The sequence below is a fragment of the Sphingomonas sp. OV641 genome (assembly GCF_900109205.1).
Taxonomy (GTDB): Bacteria; Pseudomonadota; Alphaproteobacteria; order Sphingomonadales; family Sphingomonadaceae; genus Sphingomonas.
On record NZ_FNZB01000001.1, the window covers coordinates 2,094,907 to 2,109,599 of the forward strand.

General features: G+C 67.1%; 14 protein-coding genes. 1 reads left to right on the forward strand and 13 read right to left on the reverse strand.

Features of this window, described 5'->3' with window-relative positions:
- Positions 1 to 12: 12 nt before the first annotated feature.
- Together BMX36_RS09995 and BMX36_RS10000 are read right to left on the reverse strand one after the other, a co-directional pair.
- Complete coding sequence (locus BMX36_RS09995; protein WP_093064815.1) at positions 13 to 1,191, reverse strand: hypothetical protein; 1,179 nt, start codon at positions 1,189 to 1,191, stop codon at positions 13 to 15.
- Between the two features lie 109 nt (positions 1,192 to 1,300).
- Entirely contained in the window at positions 1,301 to 1,594 is a 294-nt protein-coding gene (locus BMX36_RS10000; protein WP_093064817.1) for an Hpt domain-containing protein, read from the reverse strand.
- A gap of 135 nt (positions 1,595 to 1,729) precedes the next feature.
- Here BMX36_RS10000 and BMX36_RS10005 point away from each other — a divergent pair, with 135 nt between their 5' ends.
- Positions 1,730 to 3,985: a coiled-coil domain-containing protein gene (locus tag BMX36_RS10005; RefSeq protein ID WP_256210720.1), complete on the forward strand. Its 2,256-nt coding sequence runs from the start codon at positions 1,730 to 1,732 to the stop codon at positions 3,983 to 3,985.
- Positions 3,986 to 4,222: 237 nt separating this feature from the next.
- Here BMX36_RS10005 and BMX36_RS10010 read toward each other — a convergent pair whose 3' ends face one another.
- The 11 genes from BMX36_RS10010 to nuoI form a co-directional block, all read right to left on the reverse strand.
- Positions 4,223 to 4,486 carry a DUF1467 family protein gene (locus tag BMX36_RS10010; RefSeq protein ID WP_066777432.1) on the reverse strand — a complete coding sequence of 88 codons (264 nt, stop codon included), beginning with the start codon at positions 4,484 to 4,486 and terminating at the stop codon, positions 4,223 to 4,225.
- 6 nt (positions 4,487 to 4,492) lie between these two features.
- Complete coding sequence (locus tag BMX36_RS10015) at positions 4,493 to 6,073, reverse strand: ribonuclease J (RefSeq protein WP_371262847.1); 1,581 nt, start codon at positions 6,071 to 6,073, stop codon at positions 4,493 to 4,495.
- Positions 6,074 to 6,367: 294 nt separating this feature from the next.
- Entirely contained in the window at positions 6,368 to 7,168 is an 801-nt protein-coding gene (locus BMX36_RS10020) for a type III pantothenate kinase (RefSeq protein WP_093064823.1), read from the reverse strand.
- Positions 7,169 to 7,179: 11 nt separating this feature from the next.
- Positions 7,180 to 7,929, reverse strand: a complete 750-nt coding sequence (locus tag BMX36_RS10025; RefSeq protein WP_093064825.1) for a biotin--[acetyl-CoA-carboxylase] ligase — start codon at positions 7,927 to 7,929, stop codon at positions 7,180 to 7,182.
- Positions 7,896 to 9,356: an NADH-quinone oxidoreductase subunit NuoN gene (nuoN, locus tag BMX36_RS10030; RefSeq protein WP_066781520.1), complete on the reverse strand. Its 1,461-nt coding sequence runs from the start codon at positions 9,354 to 9,356 to the stop codon at positions 7,896 to 7,898. The genes BMX36_RS10025 and nuoN overlap by 34 nt, the downstream gene beginning before the upstream one ends.
- Positions 9,356 to 10,915 carry an NADH-quinone oxidoreductase subunit M gene (locus tag BMX36_RS10035; RefSeq protein ID WP_093064827.1) on the reverse strand — a complete coding sequence of 520 codons (1,560 nt, stop codon included), beginning with the start codon at positions 10,913 to 10,915 and terminating at the stop codon, positions 9,356 to 9,358. Before BMX36_RS10035 ends, nuoN begins: the two co-directional genes overlap by 1 nt.
- Positions 10,916 to 11,018: 103 nt before the next feature.
- On the reverse strand, positions 11,019 to 13,115 hold the full coding sequence (nuoL, locus tag BMX36_RS10040; protein WP_066781524.1) for an NADH-quinone oxidoreductase subunit L: 2,097 nt from the start codon (positions 13,113 to 13,115) through the stop codon (positions 11,019 to 11,021).
- Complete coding sequence (locus BMX36_RS22120) at positions 13,112 to 13,246, reverse strand: hypothetical protein (protein WP_256210721.1); 135 nt, start codon at positions 13,244 to 13,246, stop codon at positions 13,112 to 13,114. The genes nuoL and BMX36_RS22120 overlap by 4 nt, the downstream gene beginning before the upstream one ends.
- Positions 13,246 to 13,548, reverse strand: coding sequence for an NADH-quinone oxidoreductase subunit NuoK (nuoK, locus tag BMX36_RS10045; protein ID WP_082746336.1), 303 nt, complete (start codon positions 13,546 to 13,548; stop codon positions 13,246 to 13,248). The genes BMX36_RS22120 and nuoK overlap by 1 nt, the downstream gene beginning before the upstream one ends.
- Before the next feature lie 8 nt (positions 13,549 to 13,556).
- Positions 13,557 to 14,168 carry an NADH-quinone oxidoreductase subunit J gene (locus BMX36_RS10050; protein ID WP_066781526.1) on the reverse strand — a complete coding sequence of 204 codons (612 nt, stop codon included), beginning with the start codon at positions 14,166 to 14,168 and terminating at the stop codon, positions 13,557 to 13,559.
- A 39-nt stretch (positions 14,169 to 14,207) separates the two neighbouring features.
- Positions 14,208 to 14,693 carry an NADH-quinone oxidoreductase subunit NuoI gene (gene nuoI, locus BMX36_RS10055; RefSeq protein ID WP_093064829.1) on the reverse strand — a complete coding sequence of 162 codons (486 nt, stop codon included), beginning with the start codon at positions 14,691 to 14,693 and terminating at the stop codon, positions 14,208 to 14,210.

Here is a 14,693-nt window from a genome sequence, read left to right on the forward strand (position 1 = left end):
GTTAAAGGGCTGCTAAACTGGCGCGCGAAGTGTCTCAATTGCGAACGCCAGCGTCACGGTAGCGTACAAGGCCGCGCAGACGAGGCCGAGGAACGGCACGCCGAGCACCGTGCCGACCGCGATCACGACGAGATAGGCGGGCGCATCACCCCACCAGTTCGGACGGCCTGCGCGCATCGCGCGATGCCCCAGCGCGCCCGCCGCAACGAGCGCAAGGGCGAGCACCCGGGCCGTCAGCTCACCCGTTTCCGCATCGAGTGCATGCCCCAGGAGCAAGGCGGACAAAGCGGGCAGCCCGAGCCCGAGCCCGCCCATCGCGCGCGCCAGAACATCTTCATCGCGCAGCCAGGCGAAGCTGGCCGCCAGCGCCGCGAGCGCCGTGGTGAACACGCCGAGCAGCAGCCCGATGGTGAGCTGCCCCGTCCAGAGCGCCACCAGACCAGCAACGCCCGACGCCGCCGTTACGCCGGCCATCACGCCGGTGGGCATATGCCGGCGCATCAGCCATGGCATGACCGCCCGCGCGAGCGGCCGGACCAGCCAGCGATTGAACCAGCCCGGCCGTGCGGCGAGCGTCGCGCCAACCACGGCGCGGCTGCGCGTCTCCAGCGTCTCCCGCCGCGATTCGATGCCATGGCCGGTCCGCGGCTCGCCCTCCGGGAGGACGAGGCGAAGCGCACCGGCCTGGGCGGCGACATGAAGCAACGACGATTGAACATCGTAATCGCGGGGCATGGCGGCGACCTCGGTCAGTCGCTTGCTGTCGAGCCGCGCAAGGCCCGCCCATGCATCGCCGCCGCCGATCAGCTCATAACCGGCATCGCCCTCGCCTTCCGGAACGACCAGCAAGGTATCGCCCTGCTCCTGCGCCAGCGGGCCGACCACGGCCTCGGTGGTGATGAGGCCATCGGCAACCACCAGCAATTGCGCCAGCGGATGCAGCCGCGCGGCCGCCTCCCCGGCGCTGCGCACGGTATCGACCGTTACGCCGCGCCGCCCGATCCGCGCCACCGCCCCCAGCAGCTCGGGCGTCAGCCGCGCCACGACCACCACGATCTGCGACACGCCGGCGGCGATGAGCAGGCGCGCCTGATATTCGATCACCGTCATTCCGGCGAACGGCAGCGTGGCGGCAAGCGCGCCCATCGGCTCGTCCGCATCCCGGACGGCAAAGATCAGCCCTGCGAGCATCGCGCGCTGTTAGGGGCTGTCCGGACGCTGGGCAATCACCAAGCGGGCACCAAGCGGGCACCAAGCGGGCATCACGCGGGCGCCGCGATCGCGACGGGCCGTGCGGATCTTACAGACGCGCGACCGCCTGTCGCAAGCGCCGGATCATGGCGGGATCGCCGACCGGGCGGCGCGTCGCCTCCGTCGCCAGGGCCACGAGCCGGACGGCGCCGAAGCTGGCGGCGAGCCCCTTCAGCCGCCACGCCGCGGCGCGCCAAGCCTCCTCATCCCGGGCGCCTTCGATGGCGACCAGCCCGCGCCGCGCGCTTTCCACGAATGCCGCGCGCAGCTCCGCAATCAGTGCCGGGTCATCCCCCACCGCGGCCGCCAATGCGGCGTGGATTGCTCCCGGATCGATCGCCATTCGCACGACGCTACGACGAAACGCTTAATCGCAAGTTGCCGCTATTTGCTTTGAGCAGGGGGATTTCATGGTACATCTCGCCCCATGACTGGGGGGCAGACGATAATCGACATCCGTACGCGCGACGCAAGCGAGATGAACGACACCAGCGCACCGGACGTGCGGGCGGAAACGGTTGAGCATCCCATCCCAGCGGAGCAGGACTATCACGCCGAGCCGCAGGCGCCACTGCCACCCGCACGCAGCGAAACATTGGGCCCGATCGTATTGGTCGCCCTGTCGGCGGTGTGGATCGGCGTGCTGCTGTGGCTGGGCCGGGGGCAGTTCGCCACCATGGGGCCGCTGGACATCGCCCAGTTCGGCGCCGCGCTGGTCGCCGTGCCCGCGCTTGCCGGCATCGTCTGGCTGATCCTGCTGCGCACGAGCTGGGCGGAGGCGCAGCGCTTCGCGGCCACCGCCCATGCGATGCGCGAGGAAGCGGCGGCGCTGGAATGGCTGGTCTCCTCGCTCGCCGGCACGCTGGAGCAGAACCGCCAGCAACTGGCCGAGCAGGCGCGGCAGATCGGCGCCATCGGCAACGAGGCGAGCACCCGGCTGGCGACGATCGGCCGCAATCTTTCGGAGGAGATCGACCAGGCGGACGTTCACGCCCGGTCGCTCGCCGAAGCGGCAGGACAGGCGCAGAACAGCCTGTCGGCGCTGCTGGACGCCATGCCCAAGGCGCAGGCGGATGCCGAAGCGCTGATCGGCCGGATCGAACAGGCGGGCGTGAAGGCCGGGGAACAGGCCGCGGCGCTCGAGACGCAGATCGCCGCGCTGGCGGAGCGCGGGCGCGAGGCGGAAACGGTGGCGGGCGACGCGGCGAAGTCGCTGGCCGGGCACATGACACGCATGGAGGCCACCAGCGAAACCGCGGGCGCGCGGCTGGAAGCGGTGACGGGCGACATGTCGGCGGCGGTCGATGCGCTGCTCCAGCGCACGGCCGATGCGGTGGAGGAATCGCGCAAGGGGCTGGCCGCGCAGGCCGATGCGCTCTTGGCGATGGTCAACACCAACCAGGAAGCGCTGAACAGCGCCGCGCGCGAAAGCGCCGAGGCGCTCGCCGAGCGCGTCAGCCGGATCGAAGGCGTGATCGAGCGCATCGCCGAACGGCTCGACAGCCAGCGCGCGGCGGGCGACGGGCTGGTCGGCGATCTGGAAGGCGGCATCGCCCGGGTCGAGGACCGGCTGCAGAAGCTGCACCATCAGGGGGTCGAACGGTCGCAGATCCTGGCGGCGTCGATCAGCGCGCTGGGCGGATCGGCGGATGCCATGACGCAGGCGCTCGCCGCCGGCGATGCCATGGCGAACAAGGCGATCTCGACGACGGAGGCGCTGCTGATCGCGCTGGACGCGGCGGCGCGCGAGATCGACGAAACGCTGCCGGCGGCCGTGGACCGGCTCGATTCGCGCGTGGTCGCGGCCAAGCAGGTGGTCGCGGCGGCCAAGCCGGAGCTGCTCGCACTCGTCACGGCGGCGGAAAGCACCCATTCAGCGATCGAGGCGATCGCGCAGGTGATCGCGGACCAGCGCGGCAATGTGGACATGCTGACGGGCAATCTGCTCGACACGCTGGCGACGGGCCGTGCCAAGGCGGACGCGATGGGGCAGATGGTGGACGAGGCGGCGGACCGGGCGAATCGCTTTGCCGAGGAAGCCGCGCCGCGCCTGATCGAAATGCTGCTGCGCGTGCGCGACACGGCGAGCCAGGCGGCCGAACATGCCCGCGACGTGCTGGCCCGCGTCATCCCCGAGGCGGCGGACGCGCTGGGCAAATCGGGCGCGGACGCGCTGCGCCGGGCTGTGAATGCAGGGCTCGATACCCAGATCCACCAGATCGCCAATACCGCGGAGATCGCCGTCAAGGCAGCCTCGCAAGCGGCGGACCGGCTGGACGAGCGGCTGAAGGAGATCGAATCGCTGTCGGCGACGGTGGACTCGCAGATCGAACTGGCACGCACCGCGCGCGAGGAACAGGAGCTGGAAAGCTTCGCTCGGCGCGCCTCGCAGCTGATCGAGGCGCTGAACTCGGCATCGATCGACATCACCCGCAGCTTCTCGTCCGACGTCGCGGACAGCGCCTGGGCGGCCTATCTGAAAGGCGATCGCGGCGTCTTCACCCGCCGCGCGGTGCGGCTGCTGGAAGATGTCGACCAGCGCCAGATCGCCACGTTCTATGACGAGGATGCGGAGTTCCGCGACCAGGTGAACCGCTACATCCACGATTTCGAGGCAATGCTGCGCGTGATCCTGACCCAGCGTGACGGATCGCCGCTGGGCGTGACCCTGCTGTCGTCGGACATGGGCAAGCTGTACGTGGCGCTGGCGCAGGCGATCGAACGGCTGCGGTAAGCGCGGCGGGCGGCTTGTGCTCTGGGGCGGGCTGGTCCGGCAGGTAGCGTGCCGGCCACTACACCCGATGCGCGAGCAGAACCGTGAAGCCTGAACCCTGAACCCGCGCGCCGGACCGGGGTCAGGCGTGCATGCTGCCGGCGGGGTTTTGCCAGAAGCCTGACCTCCGCACGGGCGAGCCGCAAGGGCTGGATCGGTCGGGGGCTCCGCCCCTTCCCACGCCCGGCGGTCAGCGGATCAATATTTGGTCATGTCGATCATGTCCGGCGTGATCCAGCCGTAGATGTAATTGGCGTAGAACAGCACGAACAACACCGTGGCGACGATCGTCACCCGCAGCGCGACCTTGCCGGGGGCGAAGTCGTGCGGCGCGCTGTCTGCCTGGCCGGCGACCCGCTCCGTCCCTGCCTCCTCGCTGGTGCGCACCCCGAAGGGGAGCACCAGGAAGACGGAAAAGGTCCAAAAGAGGATGTAGATCGCCAGCGCGGACGTCCACCTCATGGCGCGTCAGACCTCCAGCAGCAGAACGTCGACGATCGGCTTCTTGCCGGTCCAGCGGGTGGCGCAGCGGCGCACCGCGAGGCGCACCTCCTCACGCAGCCGATCACGGTCGCGCGATCCGCCCTGCACCACTTCCGCCGCGGCGTCCTCCGCCTCGGCGATGAAGGCGGCGCGCTCTTCCTCCACGGGGATGCCCTGCAGCCGGATCTGCGGCGCACCAGCCAGCCGACCGCGATTGGTGACCGCAACGGCCACGGAGACCTGGCCGTGAAGACCGATCCGACGCCGCTCGTTGATGGTCGCCCCATCGGCGGGCAGGATCACGTCACCATCCAGCACCAGCCGCCCGACCGGCGCATGACCGATCTTTTCCGGCGCGCCGGGCGCGAGCCGCACCAGATCCCCATCCGTCTGCACGATCGTCTGCGGGATACCGCGCGACAGGCCGAAGCGGGCCTGCTCCATCAGGTGGCGCATCTCGCCATGAACCGGGACCAGCACGCGCGGGCGCAGCCAGCCATAGATCTGGGCGAGCTCCGGCCGCCCCGGATGGCCCGACACATGGACGTGTGCCTGCTTCTCCGTGATCATCTCAACGCCGCGGCCAGCCAGGATGTTCTGGATGCGGCCAATCGCCACCTCGTTGCCCGGGATCTGCTTGGAGGAGAAGATCACGGTATCGCCGGCATCCAGCTTGATCGGGTGCGAGCCCTCGGCAACGCGCGACAGGGCCGCGCGGGCCTCGCCCTGACCGCCGGTCGCCACCACCAGCACCTGATTGCGCGGCAGCCGCATCGCCTCATCCGGCGTGATCGTGTTCGGAAAGTTCTTCAGATAGCCGCAGGCGCGCGCGACCTTGATGATGCGATCCAGCGAGCGGCCGGCAACGCACAAGGCGCGGCCGGTCTCTTCCGCGACTTCGCCGAGCGTCTGCAGGCGCGCCGCATTGGAGGCGAAGGTGGTGACGAGCACGCGCCCGCGCGCCTTGGCGACGGCATCGGCCAGGCCGACCCGGACCTCGCTTTCGGAGCCCGATGGCTCGGCATTGAACACGTTGGTCGAATCGCACACCAGCACGTCGACGCCAGTGTCGCCGATCGCCGTCAGTTCGGCAGCGGTGGCAGGCGTGCCGATGACCGGCGCGGCATCAAGCTTCCAGTCGCCGGTGTGGAACACACGGCCAGCCGGCGTGTCGATGATCAGCGCGTTCGCTTCCGGAATGGAGTGCGACATGGGCACGAACTGGAAGTCGAACGGGCCGACCTTGAAGCGCTCGCCCGGCATGATGACGCGCAGGTCGATCCGGTCGGCAATCCGCTCCTCTTCCAGCTTGTGGCGGATGAGGCCGGCGGTGAACGGCGTGGCATAGAGCGGCACGCCGAGATCGTCGGCAAGATAGGGCAGCGCGCCGATATGATCCTCATGCCCGTGGGTGAGGACGATACCGCCAAGCTCCTCCAGCCGATCCTCGATAAAAGCCAGATCCGGCAGGACCAGATCGATGCCGGGATATTGATGGTCGGCGAAGGTGACGCCGCAATCCACCATCACCCAACGGCCCCGGCAGCCATAGAGGTTCACGTTCATCCCGATCTCGCCGGAGCCGCCAAGGGCGCAGAAGAGAAGTTCGTCTTTCTTGGAAATCGTAGTTGTCCTTAGTCGTCGCCGCCGACGCGAGACGGCGGGGAAGGCGCAGATGCGCCCTGATGTTCATGGCTTCAGTGTCTGGGGGAAGCCCCTGCCCCAATCTCTTGCGTCATCCCGGACTTGATCCGGGATCCATCCCTCCACGAGCGCTGTGGGCTCAAGCAGAGCGAAACGCTCGCGGCGCCTTGGATCCCGGCGCCAGGCCGGGATGACGTTGGTTCTTCAACCGAAATCTCACCGACCGATATGGGCGCGTTCCCACATGATCGCCAGCCCCTGGATCGTGAGATCCGGCTCGATCGCGTCGAACACGTCGGTATGCTGCTCGAACAGGGTTGCGAGGCCGCCGGTGGCGACAACCTTCGCCGGGCGGCCGATTTCCGCCTTCATCCGCGAGACCAGCCCTTCGATCATCGCGATATAGCCCCAATAGATGCCGATGTTCATCTGATCGACGGTGTTGCGGCCGATCACGCCGACATTCGCCTTGGGCGCCTCGATCGCGATGCGCGGCAGCTTGGCGGCGGCGTTCACCAGCGCATCCAGCGACAGGTTGATGCCGGGCGCGATGATCCCGCCCTTGTAGGCGCCGTTGAAGTCGGACACGTCAAGCGTGGTCGCGGTGCCGAAATCGATCACGATCAGGTCGCCGGCGTGAATGGCATGGGCAGCGATGGTGTTGACCGCGCGATCGGCGCCGAGGTTCTGCGGCTCGTCCACGTCGAGCGCGACGCCCCATTCGACGGGCGGGCGACCGGCGATCAGCGCCTCATGCCCGAAATACTTGCTGGAGAGCACTTCGAGGTTGTGCAGCGCGCGCGGCACGACGGTGGAGATGATCACGCCCTCCACATCGCTGCGCTGATACCCCTCCAGCGTCAGCAACTGGCTGAGCCACACGGCATATTCGTCGGCGGTGCGGCGCGCATCCGTGGCGATGCGCCAGCGGGTCTTGATCTCGCGCCCGCCTTCCTTGCCCATGGCCACCAGCGCAAAGACGACGTTCGTGTTCCCCGCATCAATCGCGAGCAGCATTGACCCCTCCCTCATACCAGGAACACATCGCCGGCATGGATGACATGCACATGCCCATCCGCCAAGCGCAGCCGTAGCGCGCCGTCCGCCGCAAGGCCATCATAAGCGCCGGTGATCGTGCTGCCGTCGGCCAGATTGGCATTGAGCCGCGTCCCGAGCGCATGGGCCTGCGCCTGCCAGCGGGCAACGACGGGCGCGAGCCCCTCCGTGCGCCAGATCCACAGCCAGCGGGCGAACTCCACCGTCAAATGCTCGTACAGCTCGGCCGCCGAGTGGATCCAGAGGCGGCCGGCGAGGCTGGCCGTCTTGCGCCCCTCGATCGAAGGATGGGTGGTGAGATTGACCCCGAAGCCCGCGACGATCGCATCGCCGGTGCGTTCCAGCAGGATGCCGGCGAGCTTGGCGCCGTCCAGCAGCAGATCATTGGGCCATTTGATCGTCACCGCCGGACAGCCCAGCGCGGTGACGGTTTCGGCCAGCGCGACCGCGCAGACCAGCGCGAGCGAGGCCGGAGATGGATCCTCCGGACGGACCCGCACCAGCGTGCTGGCGTAGAGATTGCCGGGTGGGGAGCGCCAGTCGCGCCCCTGGCGGCCCCGCCCCGCCGTCTGCCGTTCGGCCCGCAGCCAGGTGCCTTCTTCCTCACCCTGCGTGGCTAGGGCGAGGAGATCGGCGTTGGTGGAGCCGGTTTCGGCGACCGTCAGGATGCGCGTCAGGGCGGCGGCCCTCAGAACAGGGCTTGCGCCGCCGCCATCGTCCATCCGCCGAGCAGCGGAATGGCGAGATATCCGAGCGGCGACACCGCGACGGCAGCCACGGCGATCAGCCCGCCTTCGAGCTTGTCGCCCTCACCAAAGGTGCCGGTCGGCTCGTCGAAGTACATCGTCTTCACGACGCGCAGGTAATAATAGGCACCGATCACACTGGCCGCGATGCCGACCACGGCGAGCGGGAAGAGGCCGGCACGGACCGCCGCATCGAACACCGCGAACTTCGCCCAGAAGCCGAACAGCGGCGGGATGCCCGCAAGGCTGAACATGAAGATCGCCAGCGCCGCCGCGAGGCCGGGGCGCGTGCGCGACAGCCCGGCCAGCGCGCTGATCGTCTCCACCGGCGTGCCGTGCGCATCGCGCATCTGGAGCACGACCAGGAACGAGCCGAGCGTCATGACGACATAGATCGCCATATAGGTCAGCACCGCGGCGATCCCTTCGGGCGTGCCGGCGGCAAGGCCGATCAGCGCGAAGCCGACGTTGTTGATCGACGAATAGGCCAGCAGGCGCTTGATGTTCGACTGCCCGATCGCAGCGACCGCGCCGAAGATGATCGAGGCGAGCGCCGCGAAGATCACGATCTGGCGCCACTGCACCTCCGCCGGGCCCATCGCCTCGATCGCGACGCGGGCGGCGAGGCCCATGGCGGCGACCTTCGGCGCGGAGGCGAAGAAGGCGGTGACCGGCGTCGGCGCGCCTTCGTAGACGTCGGGCGTCCACATGTGGAACGGCACGGCGCTGATCTTGAAGGCGATGCCGGCGAACACGAAGACGAGGCCAAACATCAGGCCGATCGACTTCGCCTCCCCGCTCAGCGGCGCCGCGGCATAGGCGCCGGCGACCTCGTAGAACATGGTCGAGCCGGTGAAGCCATAAACGAGGCTGATGCCGTAGAGCAGGATGCCGCTGGCGAGCGCACCAAGCACGAAATACTTGAGCCCCGCCTCGGCCGAGCGCTGATCCTGCCGCATGAAGCTGGCGAGAACGTAAGCGGCAAGGCTCTGCAGCTCGAGGCCGACGTACAGCGTCAGCAGGTCCCCGGCGGATACCATGATGCCCATACCGATGGCGGAGAGCAGGATCAGCACCGGATATTCCGGGCGCAGATCGTCCCCTGCGGTGCGCGCGAAGAAGGTCGGCGCCAGCAGGATGGCGACCGCGGCGGCGACGTAGATCAGCACCTTGGAGAAGCCCGCAAAGGCGTCGGCGCGGTACATGCCGTCAAAGGCGGACAGGCCGCTGGTGGCCGGGCCGATCAGCGCCAGGCAGGCGCCGGCGAGGACCGCGACGGCGGCCCAGGAGACCGCGCGGGTCGAGGACGGCCCGCCCCAGGCGGCGACCAGCATCAGCGCCAGCGCACCCAGCGCCAGCACGATTTCGGGAAGGGTCATCGCGACCTGCGATGCGTAGTCCATCAGTGCGCCTCCCCATGGGCGTCAGTATTGGGCGCGGAATGTCCCTCGGCGTGGGCGGCGGGCACGATCCCGGTGCCGGGCGTCGGGCGCGAGTCCCCGGCCGGCTGGGCACGCTCGATCCGGGCGAGCAGCCGCTCGGTATCGGCGCGCATCGGCGCGATGAAGCTTTCCGGATAGACACCCATCCACATCACCACCGCCGCGATCGGCGCCAGCAGCCAGAGTTCACGGCTCGACAGATCGGGCATGGCGCGAACCTCGTCCGACTTAATCTCACCCCACACCACCCTGCGGTACAAATACAGCATGTACGCCGCGCCGAGGATGATGCCGGTCGTGCACAGCAGCGCGATGGTGGTCGACACCTGGTACGTGCCCATCAGCGCCAGAAGCTCACCCGGGAAATTGCTGGTGCCCGGCAGGCCGATCGAGGCCATGGTGAACAAGAGGAACAGGATAGCGTAGCGCGGCATGTTGTTCGCAAGGCCGCCGTAGCGGGCGATCTCACGGGTGTGCAGGCGATCGTAGATCACGCCGACGCACAGGAACAGCGCGCCCGAGACGAGGCCATGGCCGAGCATCACCAGCATCGCGCCCTCGATGCCCTGCGCGTTGAAGGCGAACAGGCCGATGGTCACGATCGCCATGTGCGCGACGGACGAATAAGCGATCAGCTTCTTCATGTCCGACTGCACCAGCGCGACGAGGCTGGTGTAGATCACCGCCACCGCGCTGAGGCCGAACACCAGCCACACCAGCGACGACGAGGCTTCCGGGAACATCGGCAGGCTGAAGCGCAGGAAGCCGTAGCCGCCGAGCTTCAGCAGCACGCCCGCCAGGATCACCGACCCCGCGGTCGGCGCCTGCACGTGCGCGTCGGGCAGCCAGGTGTGGACCGGCCACATCGGCATCTTCACCGCGAAGGAGGCGAAGAAGGCGAGCCACAGCCAGGTCTGCACGTCGGCCGGGAAGTCATAGTTCATCAGCGCCGGGATCGACGTCGTGTCCGCCGTGATGCTCATGTAGAGCATCGCGATGAACATCAGCAGCGAGCCGAGCAGCGTGTACAGGAAGAACTTGTACGATGCGTAGATGCGGTTCGCCCCGCCCCAGATGCCGATGATCAGGAACATCGGAATGAGGCCGGCTTCGAAGAAGATGTAGAACAGGAAGATGTCCTGCGCCGCGAAGGTGCCGATCATCAGCACCTCGGTGAGCAGGAACGCCGCCATATATTCCGGCACGCGCTTCTCGATCGCCTGCCACGACGCGCCAATGCAGATCGGCATCAGGAAGACGCTGAGCGCGATCAGCAGCAGGGCGTAGCCGTCGATGCCCAGCGCCCAGGCGAAGCGGCCAAACACGGGCGCATATTCGACGAACTGCCACTGGGCGCCGCCCACGTCGAAGCTGAGCCACAGGATCACGCCGAGCGCGAGATCGGCCAGCGTTGCGGCGAGCGCGAGCCAGCGGGCGCTGCTTGCGGACAGGAAGAGGCAGGCGACCGCGGCAATGGCCGGGATCGCGAGCATCACGGAAAGGATCGGGAAGGATGTCACGACTTAACGTCCGTTCGCCCTGAGCTTGTCGACAGGCAGGAAGCCTGCGGATGAAACACGGGCTTCGACATGCTCAGCCCGAACGGTGTGGAGATGGCGCCGGTCATCCTGCGATGACCCAGGTGGCCGCGGCGGTGAGGCCGATCAGCATCACGAACGCATAGGTATAGACATAGCCCGTCTGGATCCGCCCGGCGACGCGGCTGGACAGCGCCACCACCCAGGCCGAGCCGTTCGGCCCGAAGCGGTCGATCGTGCCCTCGTCACCCTTGTGCCACAGCAAACGACCGATCGCGAAGGCGGGGCGGACGAAGAGCAGATGATAGAGCTCATCGAAATACCATTTGTGCGCCACGAAATCGTACAGGACGTCGAACGTCGTGGTGAAGCGCTTGGGCAAGTCGGTGCGCCAGATGTAGGCCATCCAGGCCCCCACCAGGCCGATGATCATCACGATCGTCGCGGCGAGCTTCACCAGCAGCGGAACTGCATGCATTTCGTGCATCAGATGTTCGTTGAAGAACAGGCTGCCGCGCCAGAACGTCTCGCCCGCCTCCGGCTCGATGAACCAGTGATGGAAGACGAAGCCCGCGAACACCGCGCCCAGCGACAGCACGATCAGCGGGATCAGCATCACGGCCGGGCTTTCGTGCGGGTGGTAACCCGCCGTGCCGGTCGGCACTTCATCCGCATCAGCGCCATGGGCGTGCGGCGAATGGCCGGCATCCTCATGCGCCATCCCGCCATGCGCCTCTGCGGCATGATCGTCCGCGTCATGCACGGGATCATGATGATGCGCATCATGAACGGCGTGCTGGATATGCTCCGACCCGGCCCAGCGCGGCTTGCCCCAGAAGGTGAGGAACATCAGGCGCCAGGAATAGAAGCTGGTCAGCAGTGCCGCGAAGGTACCGACCCAGAAGGCGCCCTGCCCGCGGCCCGATGCCCAGGCCACTTCAAGGATCGCGTCCTTGGAATGATAGCCGGCGAAACCGCCAACGCCATAGATGCCGACACCCGTGATCGCCAGCGTGCCGAGCAGCATCGCCCAGAAGGTGATCGGGATATGCTTCCGAAGGCCGCCGTAGAAGCGCATGTCCTGCTCGTGGTGCATCGCATGAATGACCGAACCGGCACCCAGGAACAGCAATGCCTTGAAGAAGGCGTGCGTGAATAGGTGGAACATCGCCGCGCCATAGGCGCCGACGCCGGCGGCGAAGAACATGTAGCCGAGCTGCGAACAGGTCGAATAAGCGATCACGCGCTTGATGTCGGTCTGCGTCGTGCCGATCGTCGCGGCGAACAGGCAGGTCGCGGCACCGATGCCGGTGACGACCATCAGCGCGGTCTGCGACGTTTCGAACATCGGCGACAGACGGCACACCATGAAGACGCCCGCGGTGACCATGGTCGCCGCGTGGATCAGCGCCGACACCGGGGTCGGGCCCTCCATCGCATCCGGCAGCCAGGTGTGCAGGCCGAGCTGCGCCGACTTGCCCATCGCGCCGACGAACAGGAGCAGGCACAGCACCGTCATCGTATCGAAGCGGTAGCCGAGGAAGCCAATGGTCGAGCCGGCCATGCCGGGCGCCGCTTCTAGGATCGCGGGGATCGAGACGGTATCGAACACCAGATAGGTGCCGAAGATCCCGAGCATGAACCCAAGGTCACCGACGCGGTTGACGACGAACGCCTTGATCGCGGCGGCCTGCGCGCTCGGCTTCTTGAACCAGAAGCCGATCAGCAGGTAGCTCGCGAGACCGACGCCTTCCCATCCGAAGAACATCTGGATGAGGTTGTCGGCCGTCACCAGCATCAGCATCGCGAAGGTGAACAGCGACAGATAGGCGAAGAAGCGCGGCTGATCAGGGTCCTCGCTCATATAGCCCCAGCTATAGAGGTGAACGAGTGCCGAGACGCTGGTGATCACCACCAGCATGACGGCGGTCAGCGCATCCACGCGCAGCGACCAGGATGCGTCGAACGTGCCCGAGGTGAGGAAGTGCAGCACCGGCGTGACGCTTGCTTCGAGGCCGCCGGTCATGAAGCCGATGAAGATCGGCCATGACAGGGCGCACGACACGAACAGCGCACCGGTGGTGATGCCCTTGGCGACGGTGCCGGGGATCGACTTGTTGGCGAAGCCGGCGACGATCGCTGCCAGCAGCGGCAGGAAAACGATGAGAAGAATGGAGTTCACTTCGCCTCACCCACCATCGTCATTCCCGCGAAGGCGGGAATCCATACGCGCAACGTCGCGGCTCCTTCGACACGGTAGAGGTTATGGATCCCCGCCTGCGCGGGGATGACGGTCGCGAAAGGCACCGGCATCACCCCTTCATCCGGCTGGGATCGTCAACCGAGATCGAGCCCCGGCCGCGGAAGAAGATGACGAGGATCGCAAGCCCGATCGCCGCCTCGCCGGCGGCGACGGTCAGCACGAACATCGCGAACACCTGGCCGACGAGATCGTTCAGCGCCGCGCTGAACGCGACGAGATTGATGTTCACCGCGAGCAGGATCAGCTCGATCGCCATCAGGATGACGATGATGTTCTTCCGGTTGAGGAAGATGCCGAGCACGCCCATCGTGAACAGCAGCGCCGCCACGACGAGATAGTGGATGAGCCCGATCGACCCGTTCACAGCTGCACCCCCTGTCCGATTTCCGGCCGCATGTTGCGCGTCGCATCCTGCGGCCGGCGCGCGACCTGAGCCGCGATATTCTGTGGGCGGACGCCCTGCCGCTGACGATGGGTCAGAACGATCGCACCGATCATCGCCACCAGCAGCACGAGGCCCGCGCCTTCGAACACGAACAGGTAGCGCGTGTAGAGCAGGTTGCCGATCGCCTGGATGTTCGGGATGGTCGGATCAACCGGCGCACCGCGGCGCGCGAGATCCACACCGCCCGCGCTCCATGCGCCGACCGCGATCAGGATCTCCGCGACCAGCGCCACCGCCAGCACCAGCCCGATGCCGAAATAGCGCACAAAGCCGGCGCGCAGCTCCGCAAAATCGATGTCGAGCATCATGACGACGAACAGGAACAGCACCGCGACCGCGCCGACATAGACGATGACGAGGAGCATCGCGATGAACTCGGCTCCGACCAGCACCATGAGCCCGGCGGCGTTGAAGAACGCCAGGATCAGCCAAAGCACGCTGTGCACCGGATTGCGCGAGCCGATCGTCATCGCGCCGGAAACCAGCACGACGATCGCGAAAATGTAGAAGGCGATGGCCTGGATCATGCCGCCACCCCGGGGAAGTGTTGAATCATCGCGCGCCGCCTATCGGTATGCCGCATCGGCGGCAAGGTTCGCCGCAATGGCGCTTTCCCAGCGGTCGCCGTTATCCAGCAGCTTGGCCTTGTCGTAGAGCAGCTCCTCGCGCGTCTCGGTCGCGAACTCATAGTTCGGGCCTTCGACGATCGCGTCCACCGGGCAAGCTTCCTGGCAGAGGCCGCAATAGATGCACTTCGTCATGTCGATATCGTAGCGCGTGGTGCGGCGGCTGCCGTCCTCACGCGGTTCGGCCTCGATCGTGATCGCCTGTGCCGGGCACACCGCCTCGCACAGCTTGCATGCGATGCAGCGTTCCTCGCCATTGGGATAGCGGCGCAGCGCATGTTCGCCGCGGAAGCGCGGCGACACGGGATTGCGCTCGAACGGATAGTTGATCGTCGCCTTGGGCTTGAAGAAATACTTCAAGGTCAAAGCGTGCGCCTTCACGAATTCCCAAAGGGTGAAGGCCTTGATCGTGGAAGCGATACCCAT

What these genes read in the sequence shown, in the direction of transcription:
- BMX36_RS09995 (WP_093064815.1), bottom strand. Translation starts at nt 1,191, where the DNA reads ATGCTCGCAGGGCTGATCTTTGCCGTCCGGGATGCGGACGAGCCGATG.
- BMX36_RS10000 (WP_093064817.1), bottom strand. Translation starts at nt 1,594, where the DNA reads ATGGCGATCGATCCGGGAGCAATCCACGCCGCATTGGCGGCCGCGGTG.
- BMX36_RS10005 (WP_256210720.1), top strand. Translation starts at nt 1,730, where the DNA reads ATGAACGACACCAGCGCACCGGACGTGCGGGCGGAAACGGTTGAGCAT.
- BMX36_RS10010 (WP_066777432.1), bottom strand. Translation starts at nt 4,486, where the DNA reads ATGAGGTGGACGTCCGCGCTGGCGATCTACATCCTCTTTTGGACCTTT.
- BMX36_RS10015 (WP_371262847.1), bottom strand. Translation starts at nt 6,073, where the DNA reads ATGAACGTGAACCTCTATGGCTGCCGGGGCCGTTGGGTGATGGTGGAT.
- BMX36_RS10020 (WP_093064823.1), bottom strand. Translation starts at nt 7,168, where the DNA reads ATGCTGCTCGCGATTGATGCGGGGAACACGAACGTCGTCTTTGCGCTG.
- BMX36_RS10025 (WP_093064825.1), bottom strand. Translation starts at nt 7,929, where the DNA reads ATGGACGATGGCGGCGGCGCAAGCCCTGTTCTGAGGGCCGCCGCCCTG.
- nuoN (WP_066781520.1), bottom strand. Translation starts at nt 9,356, where the DNA reads ATGGACTACGCATCGCAGGTCGCGATGACCCTTCCCGAAATCGTGCTG.
- BMX36_RS22120 (WP_256210721.1), bottom strand. Translation starts at nt 13,246, where the DNA reads ATGCCGGTGCCTTTCGCGACCGTCATCCCCGCGCAGGCGGGGATCCAT.
- BMX36_RS10050 (WP_066781526.1), bottom strand. Translation starts at nt 14,168, where the DNA reads ATGATCCAGGCCATCGCCTTCTACATTTTCGCGATCGTCGTGCTGGTT.
- nuoI (WP_093064829.1), bottom strand. Translation starts at nt 14,693, where the DNA reads ATGGGTATCGCTTCCACGATCAAGGCCTTCACCCTTTGGGAATTCGTG.